This window comes from Pseudomonas sp. NPDC087697 (assembly GCF_044743155.1).
Taxonomy (GTDB): Bacteria; Pseudomonadota; Gammaproteobacteria; order Pseudomonadales; family Pseudomonadaceae; genus Aquipseudomonas.
In genome coordinates this window covers 134897-155959 of record NZ_JBIUVW010000009.1, presented here as the reverse complement: position 1 = coordinate 155959, position 21063 = coordinate 134897, and the positions used below count along the sequence as shown (strand labels likewise).

At 58.1% G+C, this 21063-nt stretch carries 19 protein-coding genes; 15 read left to right on the top strand and 4 right to left on the bottom strand.

Annotation, left to right across the window (positions count from 1 at the left end; genetic code table 11):
• Nucleotides 1–177 precede the first annotated feature (177 nt).
• Together ACIPIN_RS09875 and ACIPIN_RS09870 are read right to left on the bottom strand one after the other, a co-directional pair.
• Complete coding sequence (locus tag ACIPIN_RS09875) at nucleotides 178–1653, bottom strand: inorganic phosphate transporter (protein WP_401117906.1); 1476 nt, start codon at nucleotides 1651–1653, stop codon at nucleotides 178–180.
• 377 nt (nucleotides 1654–2030) lie between these two features.
• Nucleotides 2031–2231 (bottom strand): hypothetical protein, encoded by a 201-nt coding sequence (locus tag ACIPIN_RS09870; RefSeq protein WP_071551521.1) that lies wholly within the window; start codon nucleotides 2229–2231, stop codon nucleotides 2031–2033.
• Nucleotides 2232–2954: 723 nt separating this feature from the next.
• Between ACIPIN_RS09870 and pcaR the strand changes: the two genes are divergently transcribed.
• The 11 genes from pcaR (at nucleotide 2955) to pcaC (ending at nucleotide 14016) form a co-directional block, all read left to right on the top strand.
• Nucleotides 2955–3797: a pca regulon transcriptional regulator PcaR gene (pcaR, locus tag ACIPIN_RS09865; RefSeq protein WP_054596029.1), complete on the top strand. Its 843-nt coding sequence runs from the start codon at nucleotides 2955–2957 to the stop codon at nucleotides 3795–3797.
• 289 nt (nucleotides 3798–4086) lie between these two features.
• Nucleotides 4087–5433 carry an MFS transporter gene (locus tag ACIPIN_RS09860; RefSeq protein WP_401117904.1) on the top strand — a complete coding sequence of 449 codons (1347 nt, stop codon included), beginning with the start codon at nucleotides 4087–4089 and terminating at the stop codon, nucleotides 5431–5433.
• A gap of 271 nt (nucleotides 5434–5704) precedes the next feature.
• Nucleotides 5705–6562 (top strand): CoA transferase subunit A, encoded by an 858-nt coding sequence (locus ACIPIN_RS09855; RefSeq protein ID WP_401117902.1) that lies wholly within the window; start codon nucleotides 5705–5707, stop codon nucleotides 6560–6562.
• Nucleotides 6559–7341 carry a CoA-transferase subunit beta gene (locus ACIPIN_RS09850; RefSeq protein ID WP_401117914.1) on the top strand — a complete coding sequence of 261 codons (783 nt, stop codon included), beginning with the start codon at nucleotides 6559–6561 and terminating at the stop codon, nucleotides 7339–7341. Before ACIPIN_RS09855 ends, ACIPIN_RS09850 begins: the two co-directional genes overlap by 4 nt.
• Nucleotides 7338–8543 carry a 3-oxoadipyl-CoA thiolase gene (gene pcaF, locus ACIPIN_RS09845; RefSeq protein WP_401117912.1) on the top strand — a complete coding sequence of 402 codons (1206 nt, stop codon included), beginning with the start codon at nucleotides 7338–7340 and terminating at the stop codon, nucleotides 8541–8543. The genes ACIPIN_RS09850 and pcaF overlap by 4 nt, the downstream gene beginning before the upstream one ends.
• A gap of 40 nt (nucleotides 8544–8583) precedes the next feature.
• Nucleotides 8584–9288, top strand: coding sequence for a protocatechuate 3,4-dioxygenase subunit beta (pcaH, locus tag ACIPIN_RS09840; RefSeq protein WP_401117900.1), 705 nt, complete (start codon nucleotides 8584–8586; stop codon nucleotides 9286–9288).
• Nucleotide 9289: 1 nt separating this feature from the next.
• Complete coding sequence (gene pcaG, locus ACIPIN_RS09835) at nucleotides 9290–9856, top strand: protocatechuate 3,4-dioxygenase subunit alpha (protein WP_401117899.1); 567 nt, start codon at nucleotides 9290–9292, stop codon at nucleotides 9854–9856.
• Nucleotides 9857–10093: 237 nt separating this feature from the next.
• Nucleotides 10094–11389 carry an MFS family transporter gene (locus ACIPIN_RS09830; protein ID WP_401117897.1) on the top strand — a complete coding sequence of 432 codons (1296 nt, stop codon included), beginning with the start codon at nucleotides 10094–10096 and terminating at the stop codon, nucleotides 11387–11389.
• Between the two features lie 49 nt (nucleotides 11390–11438).
• Nucleotides 11439–12800 carry a 3-carboxy-cis,cis-muconate cycloisomerase gene (locus tag ACIPIN_RS09825; RefSeq protein WP_401117895.1) on the top strand — a complete coding sequence of 454 codons (1362 nt, stop codon included), beginning with the start codon at nucleotides 11439–11441 and terminating at the stop codon, nucleotides 12798–12800.
• 12 nt (nucleotides 12801–12812) lie between these two features.
• Complete coding sequence (gene pcaD, locus ACIPIN_RS09820) at nucleotides 12813–13613, top strand: 3-oxoadipate enol-lactonase (RefSeq protein ID WP_401117894.1); 801 nt, start codon at nucleotides 12813–12815, stop codon at nucleotides 13611–13613.
• A gap of 10 nt (nucleotides 13614–13623) precedes the next feature.
• Nucleotides 13624–14016 (top strand): 4-carboxymuconolactone decarboxylase, encoded by a 393-nt coding sequence (pcaC, locus tag ACIPIN_RS09815; RefSeq protein ID WP_123428240.1) that lies wholly within the window; start codon nucleotides 13624–13626, stop codon nucleotides 14014–14016.
• 73 nt (nucleotides 14017–14089) lie between these two features.
• Here the strand turns inward: pcaC and ACIPIN_RS09810 are convergent, their stop codons facing one another.
• Nucleotides 14090–14989, bottom strand: coding sequence for a polysaccharide deacetylase family protein (locus ACIPIN_RS09810; protein WP_401117892.1), 900 nt, complete (start codon nucleotides 14987–14989; stop codon nucleotides 14090–14092).
• 150 nt (nucleotides 14990–15139) lie between these two features.
• Nucleotides 15140–16390, bottom strand: a complete 1251-nt coding sequence (locus ACIPIN_RS09805) for an OprD family porin (protein WP_401117890.1) — start codon at nucleotides 16388–16390, stop codon at nucleotides 15140–15142.
• A gap of 626 nt (nucleotides 16391–17016) precedes the next feature.
• Here ACIPIN_RS09805 and ACIPIN_RS09800 point away from each other — a divergent pair.
• The 4 genes from ACIPIN_RS09800 to ACIPIN_RS09785 all read left to right on the top strand — a co-directional run bounded on the left by ACIPIN_RS09800 (nucleotide 17017) and on the right by ACIPIN_RS09785 (nucleotide 21029).
• Nucleotides 17017–17274 carry an Os1348 family RiPP precursor gene (locus ACIPIN_RS09800; RefSeq protein WP_401117888.1) on the top strand — a complete coding sequence of 86 codons (258 nt, stop codon included), beginning with the start codon at nucleotides 17017–17019 and terminating at the stop codon, nucleotides 17272–17274.
• Between the two features lie 113 nt (nucleotides 17275–17387).
• Nucleotides 17388–17864, top strand: a complete 477-nt coding sequence (locus tag ACIPIN_RS09795; RefSeq protein ID WP_401117886.1) for a GNAT family N-acetyltransferase — start codon at nucleotides 17388–17390, stop codon at nucleotides 17862–17864.
• Nucleotides 17865–17878: 14 nt separating this feature from the next.
• On the top strand, nucleotides 17879–19039 hold the full coding sequence (locus ACIPIN_RS09790; RefSeq protein ID WP_401117885.1) for an aKG-HExxH-type peptide beta-hydroxylase: 1161 nt from the start codon (nucleotides 17879–17881) through the stop codon (nucleotides 19037–19039).
• 16 nt (nucleotides 19040–19055) lie between these two features.
• Entirely contained in the window at nucleotides 19056–21029 is a 1974-nt protein-coding gene (locus ACIPIN_RS09785; RefSeq protein ID WP_401117883.1) for a DUF692 family multinuclear iron-containing protein, read from the top strand.
• Nucleotides 21030–21063: the final 34 nt, after the last annotated feature.

Genomic DNA, 21063 nt, shown 5'->3' with positions numbered 1-21063 from the left:
CTAAGGAGCTGCGCGGCTTCCAGGTCCCTCCCTCGATGATCAGTCGAGAACTATCGCTCCTGACGGAGCGATAGTCGAGATACAAGGAGCTGCCGCAGGCTGCGATCTTTTGGGACACATGGGCATAAAAAAAGCGCGACCTCCGGGAGGGCGCGCTTTTTTTTGTACGGCTATGAATCAGCTACCAAGTGCCTTCGATGCCAGCCAGAACAGGCCGGCCGACAGGGCCATCGTTGCAGGCAGGGTCAGGACCCAGGCCAGCAGGATGGTTTTCACGGTGCCGCCTTGCAGGCCGCTTTTGTTGGCGATCATGGTCCCGGCCACACCCGAAGACAGTACGTGGGTGGTCGATACCGGCAGGCTGAAGATGTTTGCCAGACCGATCATGCCCGCAGTGGTGATTTGTGCCGACATGCCCTGGGCGTAGGTCATGCCTTGCTTGCCGATCTTCTCGCCGATGGTCAGTACCACGCGTTTCCAGCCAACCATGGTGCCCAGGCCGAGTGCCAGGGCGACTGCCAGAATCACCCAGAACGGGGCGTATTCAGTGGTGGTGGTCAGGTCCTTACGCAGTTTGTCCAGGTCAGCCTTTTCGCGGGCTTCGAGGCCAGGCAATTTGCCGACTTTTTTCGCCGTGTCGTCCAGGCAGAGCAGGTAGCGACGAACTTCGATGCGGCTTTCCTGCGACAGCGAGTGGTAGTCCGCTACACCTTTGAGGGTGCCGAGCAGGGCGGAAATGGTCGGTTCGGTCTGTTGCGGGTTGCAGCGGAATTTCTCCGGCAAATCACCGTCCAGGCTTTTGCCCAGGGCCAGGAACTCGCCCAGAGTATCGGCATTGCGCTTGTAGAACTGGCTCAAGTGCAGGGTCGCATCGCGAGTCCGTTCGATCTGGTAGGTGCTGCTGCTCAGGTCGAGAACGAACTGCGCCGGCACGATACCGATCAATACCAGCATGATCAGGCCGATGCCTTTCTGGCCATCGTTGGAGCCGTGAACAAAGCTGACAGCCATCGCCGAGATCACCAGAACCAGACGGTTCCAGAACGGCGGGTGTTTCTTGTCATCGAGCTTGCGGCGCTGGTCCGGTGTCTTGTGCATCTTGGACAGAGGACGCCACCATTTCAGGCCAATCAGCACCAACGCGGCCACCAGGAAACCGGCTATTGGCGAGAACACCAAGGATGCGCCGATATCGATCGCTTTCTGCCAGTTAACACCGTCAGCCAATGGAATGTCGTTGATCAGGGCGTTTGCCAGACCTACACCCAGGATCGAACCGATCAGGGTATGAGAGCTGGAGGCCGGGATACCGAAGTACCAGGTCCCCAGGTTCCAGGTGATGGCCGCAGCGAGCAAGGAGAACACCATTGCCAGCCCGTGGCCGGTATTCACATTGATCAGCAACTCTACCGGCAGCAGGTGGACGATGGCATAGGCCACGCCAACGCCGCCCAGCAACACGCCGAGGAAGTTGAATACACCGGAAAAAAACACTGCCAGATGAGGCGGCATGGCTTTGGTGTAGATAACAGTGGCAACCGCGTTAGCGGTGTCATGAAAGCCGTTGATGAACTCGAAGGCGAGGACAAAGGCCAGGGCGAGGAAGAGGCTCACAAGCACCCAAGCATCCAGTCCGCTGAATAAATCGATCATGAAGGTTTTCTGACCCGGTCATAAGGGGGCGCGATTATGCCAGAAAACCCTGCAAATCAATGCACTTGCTGCTCATCGGTTACATTCTTCAACGATTTAGTGTGTAACAAGGCCCTAAACCCCAGTGTTGTCGTAGGTTTTTCAAGCCCTTGATTTCATTGGTGGTTGTGGCACATGTCGACATTTCAGTTGCTTCGACGGGAAACTGAAATGGGTGTGTGAAATATCTGTAAGGAGGGCCAGCCAAGCGCCATTTACCTCAATCGGTGGGATTGAGGTGGCAGTCGCCCGCTTTTAGCGGGCGCGATATGGAGCGTCAATCCATTCAGCGTGTGACTGAAGGTGACGCAGGCCCGGAAGATCTCAAACCGGAGCGATTATGGCTCTTCGGCTTTGAGTTCTTTTTCCATCTTCTGCAGTTCCTGGGTAAAGGCCTGATCGAGGATGCTGGCGCGTTTACGCCAAGGTTTACGTTCCGGGTCAGGTTGAGCGGCGTAGGTGGTGACTTCCCCGCCGTAAACTTCCTTGTAACGTTGTTCCTGGCGCTCAAGTTCCGCGCGCAGTTCGTCTTTCGTCACAGTGTTACCTAATTGAGTTGAGATAAATTCTGGTGATACGCACTGCATTCGTTGCGTCGATCACAAGCGTCTCGAGCAGAGTGTCCGGCAAGACACCCATTCTGACAGCGTTGTGCTTGACAGCTTCCTTCTAGCAGGCGGCCACGGCACCAGAGCAGAACCACTGACGTAGCATCAGTTTTCTTGTTTTTTTGCAAACGCATTGGCCGGGCATTCGAAATGAGCGTCAAGCGCTTGCCAGCAGGAAGCGGGGTTGAAACCTCGCACTGCCTGAGTGATTGGATCCCGTAGTTGCAAAAAAACGCGGTCATCACTGAAGTGCATTATAGCGGCCGATTGGCAGAACACTATCTCGAATAACTTAAAAGTGCTTCGTCCTGTGAATTTGTTTTGTTCCGCGCAAGTTTTGTGCGCAAGTTCACTTTTTGGCAATGTCTTTACAGACCCGTTTCCTGGCGCCATTAAGTCGTCCACATTGAGTGGATTAAAAAACGGCTGTTATTCAGTGTCAGCAAAAGTGTGAAAACCTGTAATGAAAGATTCCGAGCTTTATAGGAAACGTACACGCGGTCGCCCGTAGCCCTCATCCTATATAGCCCTCCAGTCAGTTGATTGCGATTATCGATTAATGGTTCGATAATCGCCCAACCTTGGCTGCTCATGCTTGTGCTTGCGATCCAGAGCAGCTTGTAATAGCTGTCGAACTCTGCGGAATGACCTGAAATGAACGATCAATTGCGTAATTCCTTTGCTTCAGTGGCGCCGCCGATCGTTGCCTCGCCAGCCAAGCGAATTCAGGCGTTCACCGGCGATCCGGACTTCATGACTTCCCTGGCCCGTGGCCTGGCGGTGGTGCAAGCCTTCCAGGAGCGCAAGCGGCATTTGACCATCGCGCAGATCAGCCATCGCACGGAAATTCCCCGCGCCGCCGTACGCCGTTGCCTGCATACGCTGATCAAACTCGGCTACGCGACCACCGACGGTCGAACCTATTCGCTGTTGCCCAAAGTCCTGACCCTCGGCCATGCCTATCTGTCCTCGACGCCGCTGGCGGTATCGGCCCAGCCGTACCTGGACCGCATGAGCGAGCAACTGCACGAGGCTTGCAACATGGCCACGCTGGAAGGTGATGACATCTTGTACATCGCCCGTTCGGCAACGACCCAGCGACTGATCTCCGTCGACTTGTCGGTGGGTGGGCGTTTGCCGGCTTATTGCACCTCCATGGGTCGGATCCTTCTGGCAGCACTGGATGATGCTTCGCTGCACGACTATCTCGAACATGCCGAGTTGCAGGCCAAGACCAGCCGCACCCTGCATACGCGCGAGTCGTTGCTCGAATGCCTTCAGGAAGTTCGGCAGCAAGGCTGGTGCATTGTCGACCAGGAACTCGAGCAAGGGCTGCGCTCGATTGCCGTTCCGGTGTACGACGCATCCGGTCAGGTGCTGGCTGCGCTGAATGTCAGCACGCATGCCGGGCGCGTCAGTCGCAACGAACTGGAGCAGCGTTTTTTGCCCGGGTTGTTGAGTGCCAGTCGTGAATTGAGTGCTCAGCTGTTTGCGTAAGCTGTTCGATAAACGCACAGAGTCGCGTTTGGTGAATTGACGCTGTTTCCTTTGCCTCATTAATGTCGCGGCAGCGTCATCCAGTGCTGTTGGCCTCTCAGCCCAGCACCGGATGACGACCCAATAATAATGAAGAGGCACCCCCCATGCACATGTTCTCTGCCGGTCGCTGTCCCGCCCGAGTCAGCCATCGAAACCGGATCGACTGATCCCGGTATTAGCCTTTTTGTGATACGGCTGGCGATTGCCAGCACGTGTTCGCCTGCGTTTCTTGCCTGGAATAAAAATAATGAACCAGCCTCAATCCGCTGTCGGGAACTGCCTCGATGTGCAGTCCTTTATCAATGCCCAACCGCTGTCGCGCTATCAATGGCGGGTGGTGATCCTGTGTTTCCTGATTGTGTTTCTCGATGGTCTGGATACTGCAGCCATGGATTTTATTGCTCCGGCGCTGTCTCAGGATTGGGGGATCGACCGCGCCAGCCTCGGCCCGGTAATGAGTGCGGCGCTGATCGGCATGGTCTTCGGCGCACTGGGCTCTGGACCGTTGGCTGACCGTTTTGGGCGAAAAGTCGTACTGGTCGGCGCAGTGTTGTTGTTCGGCGCTTTCAGTCTGGCCTCGGCTTACAGCACTAACGTCGATCAGTTGCTGGTGCTGCGGTTCCTGACCGGGCTCGGCCTTGGTGCTGGCATGCCGAATGCCACCACGCTGTTGTCGGAATACACCCCGGAGCGCAAAAAATCCCTGCTGGTGACCAGCATGTTCTGTGGATTCAACCTAGGCATGGCTGGCGGCGGTTTCATTTCAGCCAAGCTGATCCCTGCGTTCGGTTGGCACAGCCTGTTGCTGATTGGCGGGATTCTGCCGTTGATTCTCGGGGTGGTGCTGTTGCTGTGGTTGCCGGAGTCGGCGCGTTACCTGGTGGTGCGCAATCGCGGAACCGACAAGGTGCGCAAGGCGCTGGCGCCGATTGATCCGACGGTTGTCGCTCAGGCATCGAGTTTCAGCGTGCCTGAACAGACAACCGTGAAAGCCCGCAACGTGTTTGCGGTGATTTTCTCCGGCACTTACAGCACTGGCACGTTGCTGCTGTGGCTGACCTATTTCATGGGGCTGGTCATCGTCTATCTGCTGACCAGCTGGTTGCCGACCCTGATGCGTGACAGCGGCGCGAGCATGGAACAGGCGGCGTTCATTGGTGCGCTGTTTCAGTTTGGTGGCGTGTTGAGTGCGGTGGCGGTGGGTTGGGCGATGGACCGGTTCAATCCGCACAAGGTGATCGGCATTTTCTACTTGTTGGCTGGGGTGTTTGCCTACGCTGTAGGGCAGAGCCTGGGCAACATCACACTGCTGGCAACGTTGGTGCTGGTCGCCGGGATGTGCGTCAACGGCGCGCAATCGGCGATGCCGTCGCTGGCGGCGCGCTTCTATCCGACTCAAGGCCGGGCGACTGGCGTGTCGTGGATGCTTGGGATTGGCCGTTTCGGTGCGATTCTCGGCGCCTGGATGGGCGCTACGTTACTGGGTCTGGGCTGGAACTTCGAACAGGTGCTGACGGCTTTGGTGATTCCGGCGGCATTGGCCACCACGGCGGTGGTGATCAAAGGCATGGTCAGCCATGCGGATGCGACCTGAAGGCAGGATTCAGATTTTTTAGCGAGTTTGATGGCCTTTTCGCGAGCAAGCCCGCTCCCACAGGGTGATGGGTGATCCCTGTGGGAGCGGGCTTGCTGGCGAAGCTTTTGATTCGATCAGTAGGGAGGCAACAATCCGTTCGATAAACGAACACTTAGTCGATTATCGGATTGTTTGGGGTTTTTCGGCGGCTTAACCTTCAGTCATTCCGGCGCTGCTTATCGCGCCTTGTCCTCCACATCGGTTTACTGAGAATCGGGAGTCCAACCCCATGGCTGAAATCCTTTCGCTGCACGACGCGGTGAAGCAATTCGTCAACGACGGCGATACCGTCGCGCTCGAAGGCTTCACTCACTTGATTCCTAACGCAGCGGGTCATGAAATCATTCGTCAGGGCAAGAAAGACCTGACGTTGGTGCGCATGACTCCTGATCTGGTCTACGACCAATTGATCGGTGCCGGTTGCGCTCGCAAGCTGATTTTTTCCTGGGGCGGAAACCCGGGCGTGGGCTCGCTGCACCGTCTGCGCGATGCCGTCGAGAAACAGTGGCCACACGCTCTGGAAATCGAAGAACACAGCCACGCCGATCTGGCTAATGCCTACGTCGCGGGTGCCTCCGGACTACCGTTCGCTGTGCTGCGGGCCTATGCCGGTTCCGACTTGCCGAAGGTCAACCCGCTGATCAAAAGCGTGACCTGCCCGTTCACCGGCGAAGTGCTGGCGGCGGTGCCATCGGTGCGTCCAGACGTTACGGTGATCCACGCGCAGAAAGCTGATCGCAAGGGCAATGTCTTGCTCTGGGGCATTCTTGGGGTGCAGAAGGAAGCCGCATTGGCCGCCAAGCGCTGCATCGTCACGGTTGAAGAAATCGTCGACGACCTGAACGCGCCGATGAATGCCTGCGTATTGCCGACCTGGGCCTTGAGCGCGGTTTGCCATGTTCCCGGCGGTGCGCATCCGTCCTACGCCCACGGTTATACCGAACGCGACAACCGCTTCTACCAGGCCTGGGATCCGATTGCCCGCGACCGTGAAACCTTCACCGCGTGGATCAACGAATACATCCACGGCAGCGCTGACTTCAGTGAATTCCAGGCCAAGTTGGCCAAAGTGTCGGAGGCTCAATAATGGCTTACTCCACCAATGAAATGATGACTGTCGCCGCCGCTCGCCGACTGAAGAATGGCTCGGTGTGCTTCGTCGGCATCGGCCTGCCGTCGAAAGCGGCCAACCTGGCACGCCTGACGTCTTCGCCGGATGTGGTCCTGATCTACGAATCGGGTCCGATTGGTGCCAAGCCGACAGTATTGCCATTGTCGATCGGTGACGGTGAACTGGCGGAAACCGCCGACACCGTCGTCCCGACCGGTGAGATTTTTCGCTATTGGCTGCAAGGCGGGCGCATTGACGTCGGCTTTCTCGGTGCCGCTCAGGTCGACCGTTTTGGCAACATCAACACCACCGTGGTCGGCGATTACCATCATCCGAAAGTCCGTCTGCCGGGTGCCGGCGGTGCGCCGGAGATCGCAGGCTCGGCGAAAAGCGTGTTGATCATCCTCAAGCAATCGGCCCGTTCGTTTGTCGACAAGCTTGATTTCATTACCTCGGTCGGCCATGGCGAAGGCGGCGACTCGCGCAAGCGTCTTGGCCTGCCGGGTGCTGGCCCCGTGGGGATCATCACCGACCTGTGCATCATGGAACCGGAAGTCGGCAGCAACGAATTCGTGGTCACCGCGCTGCACCCAGGCGTGACCCGCGAGCAGGTTGTTGCCGCCACCGGTTGGGCAATCCGCTTTGCCGAGCAGGTGGAGCACACCGCCGAACCGACCGACGTCGAGTTGGCCGCGCTGCGTGATCTTGAAGCGCGTACCGCCGCCGCCCATGGCCAAGCACCGGGAGAAGCCTGATGCGCGAGGTTTATATCTGCGATGCGATTCGCACCCCCATCGGCCGTTTTGGCGGTGGTTTGTCGATGGTTCGCGCTGACGATCTGGCCGCCGTGCCGATCAAGGCCCTGATGGAACGCAACCCGAGCGTCGATTGGAGCGCGGTGGACGAGGTGTTCCTCGGCTGCGCCAACCAGGCCGGCGAGGACAACCGCAACGTGGCGCGCATGGCATTGCTGCTGGCCGGGCTGCCGGAAAGCATTCCCGGCGTGACTCTCAATCGCCTGTGCGCCTCGGGCATGGATGCCATTGGCACGGCGTTCCGGGCGATTGCCAGCGGTGAGATGGAACTGGCGATTGCCGGCGGCGTCGAGTCGATGTCCCGCGCGCCGTTCGTGATGGGCAAGGCCGATGCGGCGTTCTCGCGCAACATGAAACTGGAAGACACCACCATCGGCTGGCGCTTCATCAACCCCTTGATGAAGGCTCAGTACGGCGTCGATGCGATGCCGCAGACCGGCGACAATGTGGCCGACGATTACGCGGTTTCCCGCGCTGATCAGGATGCTTTCGCACTGCGCAGTCAGCAACGGACGGCGGCCGCGCAAGCTGCAGGCTTTTTCGCCGAAGAAATCGTCCCGGTGCGCATTGCCCACAAGAAGGGTGAAAGCGTGGTCGAGCAGGACGAGCATCCACGCGCTGACACAACCCTGGAAACACTGAGCAAACTCAAACCGGTCAATGGCCCGGACAAGACCGTCACCGCTGGCAATGCCTCAGGCGTGAACGACGGTGCGGCGGCACTGATTCTGGCCTCGGCCGAAGCAGTAAAAAAACACGGTCTGACTGCCCGCGCTCGGGTGCTGGGCATGTCCAGTGCTGGTGTCGCGCCACGGGTGATGGGCATCGGCCCGGTGCCGGCGGTGCGCAAGTTGACCGAACGCCTGGGCGTGGCGGTCAGCGATTTCGATGTGATCGAACTCAATGAAGCCTTTGCCAGCCAGGGTCTTGCGGTGTTGCGTGAACTCGGTCTGGCCGACGACGCGGCGCAGGTCAACCCGAACGGTGGTGCCATCGCATTGGGGCATCCACTGGGCATGAGCGGTGCACGGCTGGTGCTGACAGCGTTGCATCAGTTGGAAAAGACTGGCGGCAAGAAAGCACTGGCGACCATGTGCGTTGGCGTTGGCCAAGGTCTGGCATTGGCAATCGAACGGGTCTGACGCGCACCCGCGCTACCGAACAAGAAAAGAGGACAGTTTCATGACTGACAAGCCTGGTTACCGTCGCCCGCAAGCGGGCACTCAGCCGGAATATTTGCACCCGGCCTATCAATCGACCAACCGTCGTTCGCCGTCCAAACCGTTGGTGTTTTTGCCTCACTCATTGTCGGAAATCACCGGTCCGACCATCGGCGCCGAGTACCTGCAAGAGCAGGACAACGACCTGACGGCCCAGCATCAGGGCGAGCCATTGGGTGAGCGGATCATCATTCACGGCCGCGTGCTGGATGAGAACGGCTTGCCGGTGCCGGGGATTCTGTTGGAGATCTGGCAGGCCAACGCCGCCGGCCGCTACAACCACGACCGTGACCTGCATGACGCGCCGCTGGACCCGAACTTTACTGGCACCGGCCGCACCGTGACCGACGCCGATGGCTGGTACCAGTTCCAGACCATCAAGCCCGGCGCCTACCCGTGGGGCAACCACCACAATGCCTGGCGCCCGGCGCATATCCATTTCTCACTGTTCGGGCCGAGTATTCTGACGCGCCTGGTCACGCAGATGTACTTCCCCGGTGATCCGTTGCTGGCCTACGACCCGATTTACAACTGCGTACCCGACACCAGCGCGAAAGAGCGCTTGATCGCCAGTTTCGACCTGGAAAAAACCATCCCGTCCTACGCCCTCGGTTATCGCTGGGATATCGTTTTGCGCGGCCGTGATGCCACGCCGATGGAGAAATAAGATGACGCTGAACGCGACTACTTCCCACACCGTCGGGCCGTATTACCACATTGGTCTGACCTGGTTGAACCGCGAAAATCTGACCATCGAAGAAACCCTTGGCGAACGTGTGACGATCACCGGGCAGGTGGTCGATGGCAACGGCGACTTCGTCAACGACGCGATGCTGGAAGTCTGGCAGGCCAACGCCGCTGGCAAGTATGACCATCCAGAAGATCAGCAGGACAAACCGCTGGACCCTAATTTCGAAGGGTTTGGTCGGGTGCCTGTCGACGCAGAAGGGCGGTTCCGTTTCACCACCATCAAACCGGGGACAGTGCCGGGGCTCAAGGGCAGTACACAGGCGCCGCATCTGGTGGTGCTGGTTTTTGCCCGTGGCCTGGTGAAGCACTTGCTGACGCGGATCTACTTCGACGGTGAACCGGCCAACACCAGCGATCCGCTGCTGGCCTGCGTACCTGAAGAGCGCCGCACAACCTTGATGGCGAAAGCCAATGGGGCGGGCGCGTTGCAGTGGAATGTGATCCTGCAGGGCACTGATGCCGAAACGGTGTTTTTCGATTATTGAGTGAACACGCTGTTGTGGCGAGGGAGCTTGCTCCCGCTCGGCCGCGAAGCGGTCGTAAACCCGGCTGACCAGTTCTGTCTGAATAACCGCATTCTCGGGTTTTGGGTCTGCTACGCAGACCAGCGGGAGCAAGCTCCCTCGCCACAGGTTTGCCGCTGCCTTCGGGGGTTGTTTCTGTGAAACGGGGCTGTTGCAAAGTATGTCTAGACTCTCACTGTCCCCATTGAGTGAAAAAACATGACAACAATAACCAGTCTCTACACCGCTGAAGAGCGTGGCAAAAGGATCTTTGCGATTGTCGGGGCGTCTTCCGGCAATCTGGTCGAGTGGTTCGACTTCTATGTTTACGCCTTCTGCGCAATCTATTTCGCCCCGGCGTTTTTCCCTTCCGACAACCCCACGGTGCAACTGGTTAACACCGCCGGGGTGTTCGCCGCCGGGTTTTTGATGCGCCCCATCGGTGGCTGGCTGTTCGGCCGGGTGGCCGACAAGCACGGGCGCAAGAATTCGATGATGATTTCGGTGCTGATGATGTGCGCCGGCTCACTGTTGATCGCCTGCTTGCCGACCTACAAGGACATCGGCGTCTGGGCGCCGATCCTGCTGCTGGTGGCCCGCCTGATTCAGGGTGTGTCGGTGGGCGGTGAATACGGCACCACGGCGACCTACATGAGTGAAGTCGCGCTCAAGGGCCAGCGCGGTTTCTTCGCCTCGTTCCAGTACGTGACCTTGATCGGCGGCCAACTGCTGGCGGTGTCATTGGTGGTGATCCTGCAACAGTTCCTGACTGAGGACGACCTGCGTGCCTGGGGCTGGCGGATTCCGTTCGCGGTCGGCGCTGTCGCGGCATTGATTTCGCTGTTCCTGCGTCGTTCGCTGAAAGAGACCACCAGCAAGGAAATGCGTGCAGACAAAGATGCCGGCAGCATGGCCGCGCTGTTCAAGAACCACACCGCCGCCTTTATTACCGTGCTTGGCTACACCGCCGGTGGTTCGCTGATTTTCTACACCTTCACCACCTATATGCAGAAGTATCTGGTGAACACCGCCGGGATGCCCGCCAAGACCGCCAGTTACATCATGACCGGCGCACTCTTCCTTTATATGTGCATGCAGCCATTCTTCGGCATGCTGGCGGACAAGATTGGCCGGCGTAACTCGATGCTCTGGTTCGGTGCCCTGGGGACGCTGTTCACCGTGCCGATCCTGCTGACCTTGAAGTCCGTGACCAGCCCGTTCCTGGCGTTTGGGCTGATCACTCTGGCACTGGCGATCGTCAGTTTCTACACCTCGATCAGCGGTCTGGTGAAAGCCGAAATGTTCCCGCCGCAAGTCCGTGCGCTGGGGGTGGGCCTGGCCTACGCGGTAGCCAATGCGATCTTTGGCGGTTCGGCGGAGTACGTGGCGTTGAGCCTGAAGTCAGTAGGTGTGGAGAACTATTTCTACTGGTACGTGACGGTGATGATGGCGGTCGCCTTCCTGTTCAGCCTGCGTTTGCCGAAACGGGCAGCGTATCTGGAAAACGATCTTTGAATTGTCGGCGCGCGCCTGAATCGGGCGCGCGCCGCGTAAGGAACCCCCTATGCAACGACCGAGCAATCAATTGTTCGATGCCTATTTCACTGCTCGAAATATGCGTGAAGTGTTCAGCGATCAGGGCCGGGTTCAGGCCATGCTCGATTTCGAAGCGGCACTGGCCCGGGCCGAGGCGCGGGTTGGACTGATTCCGGCGTCTGCCGTTGCACCGATCGAGGCGGCCTGTAGGGCCGAACTTTATGACTTTTCTGCCCTTGGCGAGGCGATAGCGATTGCCGGTAACTCGGCGATTCCGCTGGTCAAGGCGCTGGGCAAGCAGATCGCCGCGCATGACCAGGACGCTGAGCGTTACGTGCATCTGGGCGCGACCAGCCAGGATGTGATGGACACCGGCCTGGTGCTGCAACTGCGCCAGGCACTGCACTTTATCGAGACCGATCTGGCGCGACTTGGCGAAGCGTTGGCGATCCAGGTCCGGCGCCATGTGCTCACGCCAATGGCCGGACGTACCTGGCTGCAACATGCGACGCCGGTCACGCTGGGGATGAAAATCGCCGGTTGGCTGGGAGCGGTGACCCGCAGTCGGCAACGTCTGCAAGCACTCAAGCCGCGCCTGTTGGTGCTGCAATTTGGTGGCGCCAGCGGGACCCTCGCGGCCCTCGGCGAGCAGGCCATGCCAATTGCCGAAGCGCTGGCGCAGGAGCTGCAACTCACGTTGCCGGAACAACCCTGGCACACCCAACGTGATCGTCTGGTGGAGTTCGGCGCGGCGCTTGGACTGATCGCCGGCAGCCTCGGCAAACTGGGCCGCGACATCAGCCTGCTGATGCAGACCGAGGCGGCGGAAGTCTTCGAACCCTCGGCGCCGGGCAAGGGCGGTTCCTCGACCATGCCGCACAAACGCAACCCGGTGGGCGCAGCCGTGCTGATCGGTGCCGCAACGCGGGTTCCCGGTTTGCTGTCGACACTGTTCAGCGCCATGCCACAAGAGCACGAGCGCAGCCTGGGGTTGTGGCATGCCGAGTGGGAAACCCTGCCGGAAATTTGTTGCCTGGTGTCCGGTGCATTGCAGCAAGCGCTGTTGATCACCGAAGGGCTGGAGGTTGACGTCGAGCGCATGGCGAAGAACCTTGATTTGACCCAAGGTCTGGTGCTGGCCGAAGCGGTGAGCATCGTCCTCGCCCAACGGATCGGTCGCGACAGCGCGCACCATCTGCTGGAGCTGTGCTGCAAACGCGCCGTGGCCGAGCAGCGACATTTGCGTGCGGTTCTCGGCGATGAACCGCAAGTGACCGCCGAGCTCTCGAGCGCTGAACTCGATCAATTGATGAACCCTGCGCATTACCTTGGCCAGGCTCAAACCTGGGTTGAGCGTGCGCTGGCCGAGCATTTTGCCTTGACTGCCTGAAGGAGAATTTCTGTGGGATTCGTACAACTCGCCGACGGCGAACTGAACTACCAACTCGACGGTCCTGAACGCGCCCCGGTGCTGGTGCTGTCCAACTCGCTGGGCACTAACCTGCACATGTGGGACGTGCAGGTTCCGGCGTTCGCCGAACACTTTCGTGTGCTGCGTTTCGACACCCGCGGGCATGGTCGTTCGCTGGTGACGCCGGGGCCGTACAGCATCGAGCAATTGGGACATGACGTGCTGGCGCTGCTGGATGCCTTGCAGATCGAACGCGCACATTTTTGCGGGCTGTCCATGGGCGGGCTGATCGGTCAGTGGTTGGGGATCAATGCCGGTGAGCGTCTGCGCAAACTGGTGGTGTGCAACACTGCAGCGAAGATCGGTGATCCTTCTGGCTGGAACCCGCGTATCGAAACCGTACTGCGCGACGGCCCGGCGGCGATGGTCGCACTGCGCGATGCGTCGATTGCCCGTTGGTTTACCCCGGACTTCGCCGAGGCCAATCCGGCAGTGGCGAAGCAGATCACCGACATGCTCGCTGCCACCTCGCCACAAGGTTACGCGGCCAATTGCGCAGCGGTACGCGATGCCGACTTCCGTGAACAACTGTCATTGATCAGCGTGCCGACCCTGGTCATCGCCGGCACCGAAGACGCGGTCACGCCACCTTCCGGCGGGCACTTTATTCAAGAGCAAGTGAAGGGCGCCGAGTACGCCGAGTTCTATGCTGCGCACCTGTCCAACGTTCAGGCTGGCAGCGCGTTCAGTGACCGGGTGCTGAGTTTTCTATTGGCTGAAAAGTCTATCTGAGGAGCGATTTGTGGACGAGAAACAACGTTACGCCGACGGCATGCAAGTGCGTCGTGCAGTGCTCGGCGATGCGCATGTCGATCGTAGCCTGGCAACCCTGACCGAGTTCAATTCGGAATTTCAGGAAATGATCACCCGCCACGCCTGGGGTGACATCTGGACCCGCCCCGGCTTGCCACGGCACACCCGCAGCCTGATCACCATCGCCATGCTGATCGGCATGAACCGCAATGAAGAGCTGAAAATGCACCTGCGTTGCGCGGCGAACAACGGCGTCACCCGCGCCGAGATCAAGGAAGTGCTGATGCAGAGCGCAATCTACTGCGGCATCCCGGCGGCCAATGCAACCTTCCACCTGGCCGAGTCGGTGTGGGATGAGTTGGGCGTCGAATCACGCGAGTAATGACCCGAGGCCCTGACACGACTGTCAGGGCCGCCATTCCCTACCGTGGACTCCCCGTTTACACGGCCTGCCCTCAATGGGAATTGCTGTCCCAGAACCAACTCCAAATGCCAGGCAAATGGACCGGTTGGTTGGCATCGCGAACCGTGCGGGCCAGAGCCGCATCTCGCAAGGCTATATGTTCGTCGTAAAAAGGTTTGGCGTCGGTGGTCACGCCAGTCTCGCGTGCGCTGTCGAGCAGAATCTGTAGGTATTCTTCCATATGCCAGGATGTGTAGCGATTGAGGTCGTGAAACGTCACGACCACCGGAATGACGCCATCAACCGTCGGCAGTTCTCCGGCCGCAATTCGTTCGCGCACCTCGGACATTTGCCTCAGCATGTTGGCACGCCGGCGTGGGCTGCCATTGAAGCCCCATATTTTGCCGTCATTGGCGCTCAGATCGGTCAGCAACACCTGCAAGCTGTGTTGTTGATAGGCGGCGAACGTGCGTTTGTCGTAATTCCAGAACGGTGGGCGCAACAGCATTGGCGGGCTGCCGGTGATCGAAGCTATGTCTGCAGAGCCTTGGGTAAGCGACTGTTCGAGTACTTCCGGGGAGAGCGAGCGGTGATTGGTATGCCCCGGCGTAGCGGTATGGAAGCCCAGGATGTGCCCCTCAGCATGTTCACGCTGCATGATTGTGCGACCCAGTTCGCTGCCACCGGCCCGGGGGGCTTGTGTCTGCACGAAGAACACGGCCTTGATGCCCGGCTCAATCGGGTTGTTGGCCAGCACGTCGAGAACGGCACTTGTTGGATTGAAAAAACCGGACGCGCTTGGACCATCGTCGAAGGTCAGCAGAAAGCGGATCGGCGGGGTCGAACTCAAAATCTGCGCGGTCTTCGGGGTCAATTCGATCGGTGGGCCGATACAACCGCTGAGGCCGAGCGTAACGGCAAGGACTGACAAGACAACGGCGATCAGTTTCATGTTTTTGCTTTGGCCTACGACAGATCAGGATGAATGCAGACTGTCGGCGCGCAGTTATTCACCACGCGGCCAAACCGTCGCTCCTATGGAAGTCTCCATAGGAGCATAACGGTGCTGAACGGTTCATGTACTCGCTGTATTTTTATCGAGTCAGAGCAGGTTGATCGGATAGCTGACGATCAGGCGGTTTTCGTCGAATTCGTTGTTGCTGTAATCCCGACGCATGGTCGAGTTGCGCCACCTGACGTTGAGGTTTTTCAGGCTGCCGCTTTGCACGGTGTAGCCGACTTCGGTCTCGCGGCCCCATTCCTTGCCGTTGGTGACGGTCCCGGTGTGCACGTTGTCGCCGCTGATGTAGCGGTTCATCAGGGTCAGGCCGGGAATACCTGCGGCAGCGAAGTTGTAGTCGTGGCGCAGTTGCCAGGATTTCTCCTGGGCGTTGTCGTAGCTTGAGTTGTAGCTGTCGTTGGCCAGCGTCCCGCCGCTGGTGCCGTTGACCCGCATCCAGGCGCTGTCGCCAGTGAGTTTTTGCAAGCCGACATAGAAGGTGTTGCCGCCATATTTGGCCGAGAACAGCCCGGACCAGGTCTTGTTGTCGAGCTCGCCGGCCCGTGCGCTGCCGTCTTCCTTGCCATAGAAAAAGCCCAGGTTGGCACCGAGGGTCCAGTCACCCAACGGCTGGGTGTGGACCAGATTGATAAATTGCTGACTGTAGATGTCCTTGAGCTGGGCGTTCCACACACCGATTTGCGTGCGCTTGTCGTTGAAGCTGTATTCGCCGCCCTGGAAGTTGAAACGGTCGGACGTGACTGCCGCTTTGCCGTTCATCGACATGTCACTCATGCTGCTGTCGTCACGCGGGCTGTTGCCGCGCATTTGACCGCCGTAGAGTGTCAGGCCGTTGATTTCCTTTGAGGTGATCTGGCCACCGCGAAACGTTTGCGGCAACGAGCGCCCGTCATCGGAGCGCAAAATCGGCAACACCGGCATCCACTCACCGACTTTCAACTCGGTCTGGGACAGCTTCGCCTTGAAGGCCACACCCAGACGCCCGAAGTCATCGGCAGGACGGCCGTCGTGGTCCAGCGGCAGTAACTGCGTGCCCCCGGTGCCGCGTCCGCCATCGAGTTTCAACGAGTACAGGCCCAATACGTCCATTCCGAAACCGACGGTGCCTTGGGTGAACCCGGATTTGGCATCGAGGATGAAGCTTTGCGTCCATTCTGCCGCCGTGTGTTGTGCATGGGTCGGGTTGGTGAAGTTGCGGTTGAAGTAGAAGTTGCGCAGGTTCAGGTTGGCGCTGGCGTCTTCGAGAAAACCCGATTCCTGAGCCATGACGGGCAGAGTCGCGGTCAGCAGGCTCGGTAGAATAAGGGCGGTTGTCAGAGTGAGTGGCTTCATGTGCTCGGTTTCTCTAATTGTTAGGGATGAAGCAGGGCGCAGCCGCAACCTTGGGGTTGCAGTCAAAAAAATGAATTCGCAAAGGGCGTGGTCGGCGCAATTAGTCGGAGCGGGCGGGGTGCGCAGTCATGGTGTCGAACCTGTTGTTATTGGTTTTTGTAGGTGCGGGGGGAATGGTGCAGGGGATCGACGAGGGGATTCAATCAGATGAACGGGGTTTTGGGCGATTAACGAACACTAATCGACACCTGCCCGGTCGCATGGCGGTATGAAACATTGTTAATTAAATCCCATAGTTATCCGGGTCAATAATGGGTAACCGGCGTTGTGTTCTATTAATGACGCATGTGTTCTTTTGGTGGATATTAATTAAAAGTGCTTATTGCTTTGGTTGTAAGAGGATTCCTACAGTTCTAGTGGTAATTAAACGCCTATCGGTAATCGCCAGTTAACCTTAAGAATCGGTGTTATCAATTATCGTGAAACGGTTTAAAGGTAACCATGGGTGTGGCTGGAAAATAACAGGTGCCTTGCTATATTCAAAGTCCTCAGGGCGGGCAAAAAAAAGTCTCATGCGTCGTCAGGAGGTACGTTTTCGTCATGCGGAAATAACAAGGAGAAGTACCATGAGCAATAAAGTCAATCAGCAGACCCTCGCCACGGTTGTTGGACGTGCCGTGCTGGATCCGGGTTTTGCCGATGCACTTCACAATGATCCTGCCACGGCAGCTAAAAATATTGGTGTGCATCTAAGTGCTGATGAGATTGCGGCGGTTAAAGGCATTGATGCTGCAAAACTGACGGCTGCCTCTGCCGGTATCCGAAGCAATCTGGGGACACGTGCCGTATTTGATACCCAGCAACAACAAGCGCGTATGGATTAAAGGCCGGTGATGCCATTTGGCGTGCCCCGAAAGGTGGGTCTTTCACGGAGGTACGCCGAATGGCTTTATGAAGTGTCATGAGGCAAAGCGATCGAACGCGGAGTGAATGACTCATGTCTGTCACCTTGGCTCCAATGGATAACGCGGATTTTGTCAGGTTTGCCGAAAGAGCCGTTGCAGAATATGGCGATGGTATGGTCGTCGCGGGTGAATGGGCTCAGGAGGAAGCGTCGCGAAAGGCGCGCAATGTCTTTGAGCAATTGTTGCCGCAAGGGCGACAGACTGAAAAAAACCAACTCTGGGTGATCAAGGATCAAGGGCGTCGTATTGGCGAGTTGTGGGTCGCCGAACGACACACCGGTGTCGGCAAGATCGCCTTCATTCTGGATATTTACATTGACCCTGGAGAGCGCCGCCAGGGTTATGCAAAACAATCACTGCTGGCCCTTGAGGCATGGGCACGCCAGGCGGGATGCGAGGAGGTGCGACTGCATGTCTTTGGTCGCAACGATGCGGCGCGTCGTCTTTATGAACAATCAGGTTATGGCATTGCCAGTCTGACGATGGCGAAGCCGTTGCCGCCTACCTAAGGGAAGGTTGAAAAATGGATATCGGGAACAGTGGTCTGCGTGAGCTATCCGATGACGATTTATTTCAGGGCACGACATTTCTGCCGGACTCGGAACTTTCACGATTTGAAGTATTACTGGAGCGTGTCAGCCGGAATCGCTACACGAGCTTTGTTGCGCTGTACTCCGAACTTTTTCAACTGTTTCCCAATGCTCCGCAGTTGGCGGAGTTTTTCGATCAGGCGTTTAATCTTATCGTGCCTCCGACCCGCGAGCAGCGTTTGATTATTAATGATCCGGTGTTTCAAGTGTGGAATGTACTGACCACTCATTATGCCAACCTGGTCATCACGAAAAAGGCGGCGGATACGGATGCATTGGAAAAAATGCTGATCGAGTTCCCACAGATGTTAGTGCGCGTGAAAACAACCGACAGTGCTCGCACGAACGATTATTGTCCCCCCGTGTATCGGTTTGATGTCGATCCGCTGGTTGCGATGGTGGCGCCTCCCAGTTATGAGTTTCCGGAAGATGAAGTGACCCGCAAACAATTGGAGCGTAACGGTCATTCCGTGCATTTTTTTTGCGATGTGGTGAATATTGCCTTGTTGCGCATAGAACACACGTGGCCCGCCTGCCGCGAACAGTTTAGAAGACTGGTCAAGTCCATTTGTTATTTGCCCGATGGCTCATTTCGAAGCTGTTCGGCTTCGCGCTTCACCGGGATCATCCTCGTATCGAGCCGGGATGATTCGATACTCGACCTGGAAGAGTCACTGGTGCATGAGGCCACTCATCAGTTGCTCTATAACATTGTCGAAGTGTGCCCGGTCGTCAACGAAGAGGTCTCACGAGAGGCGTTGTTCACCTTGCCGTGGTCAGGGCAGAAACGTGATTTCTATGGCTATTTCCATGCGTTTTTCGTGTACGTCGCATTGGTCAAATACCTGGGGCGGGTTCGCTCACGTTCGTCCCAAGAGTTGCAACGGGCGCAAAAACGGCTGGTGTTTATCCTGCAAGGCTTGATCAAGGCTTTGCCGGATTTCGAAGCCAGTGCTGATTTCACACCTCAAGGACGCCAGCTTCTGGAAAACCTGGCAAAAGAGGTCAGAACACTGGAAAGCCAATACGCCGGGCTGTTGGCGATATCGGGGGCTGCGGCGGGGTCTGAACGCTTGCTGGGTATGACCGGTTGATGCCAGGGAGGCGAACATGGCGATGTTTGATGCTTCGCAATTTCCCGAGGCAGGAGTAGGGCTGGAATACCATTTGCCACGGCACTGTCCTATAGATGACCCGTCTGGGGATGGAGTCGACCAGACCATCGAAAGAATTCTCGCTGAGGGTTTGCCGTATTTCGATTACGTCGAGTTTCAGCCGACGCACTGCATTCTGGAGCCTCGTCTGATTGAGCTCGGGACTCGAGTACCGAGCTTGCTGCATTCTTCCAGTTTGTCCCTGGGCAGCGTGGGCATCGCGATGGACCGCGAGTTTCTGCAAATGACGCGGCGACTGTGCGAGAAAACCCGCTCGCCCTGGCTGGCCGAGCATATTTCCTGGTCGCGGTTCCACGGTGGCGACACTCAGCATTTCATTTTGCCGACCCTGGCCCAAGAGGTGGCTGACACGGTGGTGGCCAATGCCATTGAACTGCGTGACCTCACGGCAACGCTGCTGGTGCTGGAAAACGCACCGCGGTTGTTTTCGTTGGGCGACGCCCAAGAGCAATCCGAAGGTGAGTTCATCTCCAGTGTGGTGGAACGCAGCGGCTCGGGCTTTCTGCTGGATCTCGACAGCGCGATCACGACCGCCAGAACCCTGGGTTACGACCTGAATGACTATTTGGGTTCGTTGCCGCTGGACCGGCTGATTGAAATACATACCGGCCATCCGCGGCGGGATTGGGACATCTTGCGTCAGTTGTTCGCCTTCTCACCGGTGAAAGCGATCACCCTTGAATGGGATATTTCCCGCAAAACCGATGACGCAGAACTGTTGACGTTGATCACGGCCATCAAGTCCTTGAGACCCAAGGCGCTGTTCTGGCAGGGGCGCGATCAGCAGGGCGCACAAGAAACACTATCGGAGGGCGCGCAAACCCTGTTGAAACTCAGGGAAAACACTTGGTTCAGCGTCGGCTCGGCGACGTTTTTTATCCGGGATCGGCAGAGGGACCTGGATCTGGAGTTTGGCGTAACGTTTCTGCCGTTGCTGCGCCATTTTCTGACGCCTCAGACGCTGGGCAGCGCCTTGTTGCTGCCGGGTGTTTTGCAGAGTCCTGAGCAGGACGACAACCTGGCGTTCCTGCGGCAACTGATCAGCCACGGTGTGCTGCTGCCGGTCGCGAATCCATCGGACATTGCCACGTCCGATGAGCGCAACCATCCGGCCAGCCTTTGGACCCATTGGGACGCGGCGCTGGAGTTTTACCTGAGCACCCGGACGGGGTCGCACACGCCCTACATCAGTGTCAGCGATCTGGAAACGCAGCTTGAGCACAAAGCCTTGGCACGACGTCAGCCGTCGGCGTTCAAGGACTATTTCTCCCATCCGTTCATTGCCCTGGAAAACCCGCTGCTGGTGCCTTCCTGCGCGATCGCTGAATCGACGTTACTCGATTCGCTGTGCGATCGCCGCACGTCGCGAACCTTCAGTGACCAGCCGTTGAGCGCGCAGCAACTGTCCCTGTTGCTCTACTACACCTGGGGCGCGACCGTCATGGAGCAGAACCGAATGGGCGACTATTTCCTGAAGAAAACCTCACCGGCCGGCGGTTCGCTGCAGGGCACTGAGGTCTATGTGGTGTTGATGAATGTTCAAGGTTTCGAGCGAGGTCTTTACCACTACTCGGTCCGCCGCCACGGGCTTGAGCTGCTTTCTCGGGAAGATCCGCGAGCCTGGATCAGCGAGGCCTGTGGCGAACAGCCGTGGATCAAGGGCGCGGCGGCGGTGTTTGTTTCCACTGCACGGGTCGAGCGGATGGCCTGGAAATACGAATTCAGCCGCGCACTGCGAGTGGCGTTGATGGATGCCGGGCATCTGAGTCAGACCTTTTCACTGGTGGCCACCGCCTTGGGTCTGGGTTGTTTCACCACCGCGGCATTACGCGATGAACTGTTCGAAAACCGGCTGGGACTCAACTATCTGGAGGAGCCGGTGTTTCTGGTCAATGGGGTTGGAGGGTGATACCGAGACCCTGGCTTTTTCATGGGCAACAAAA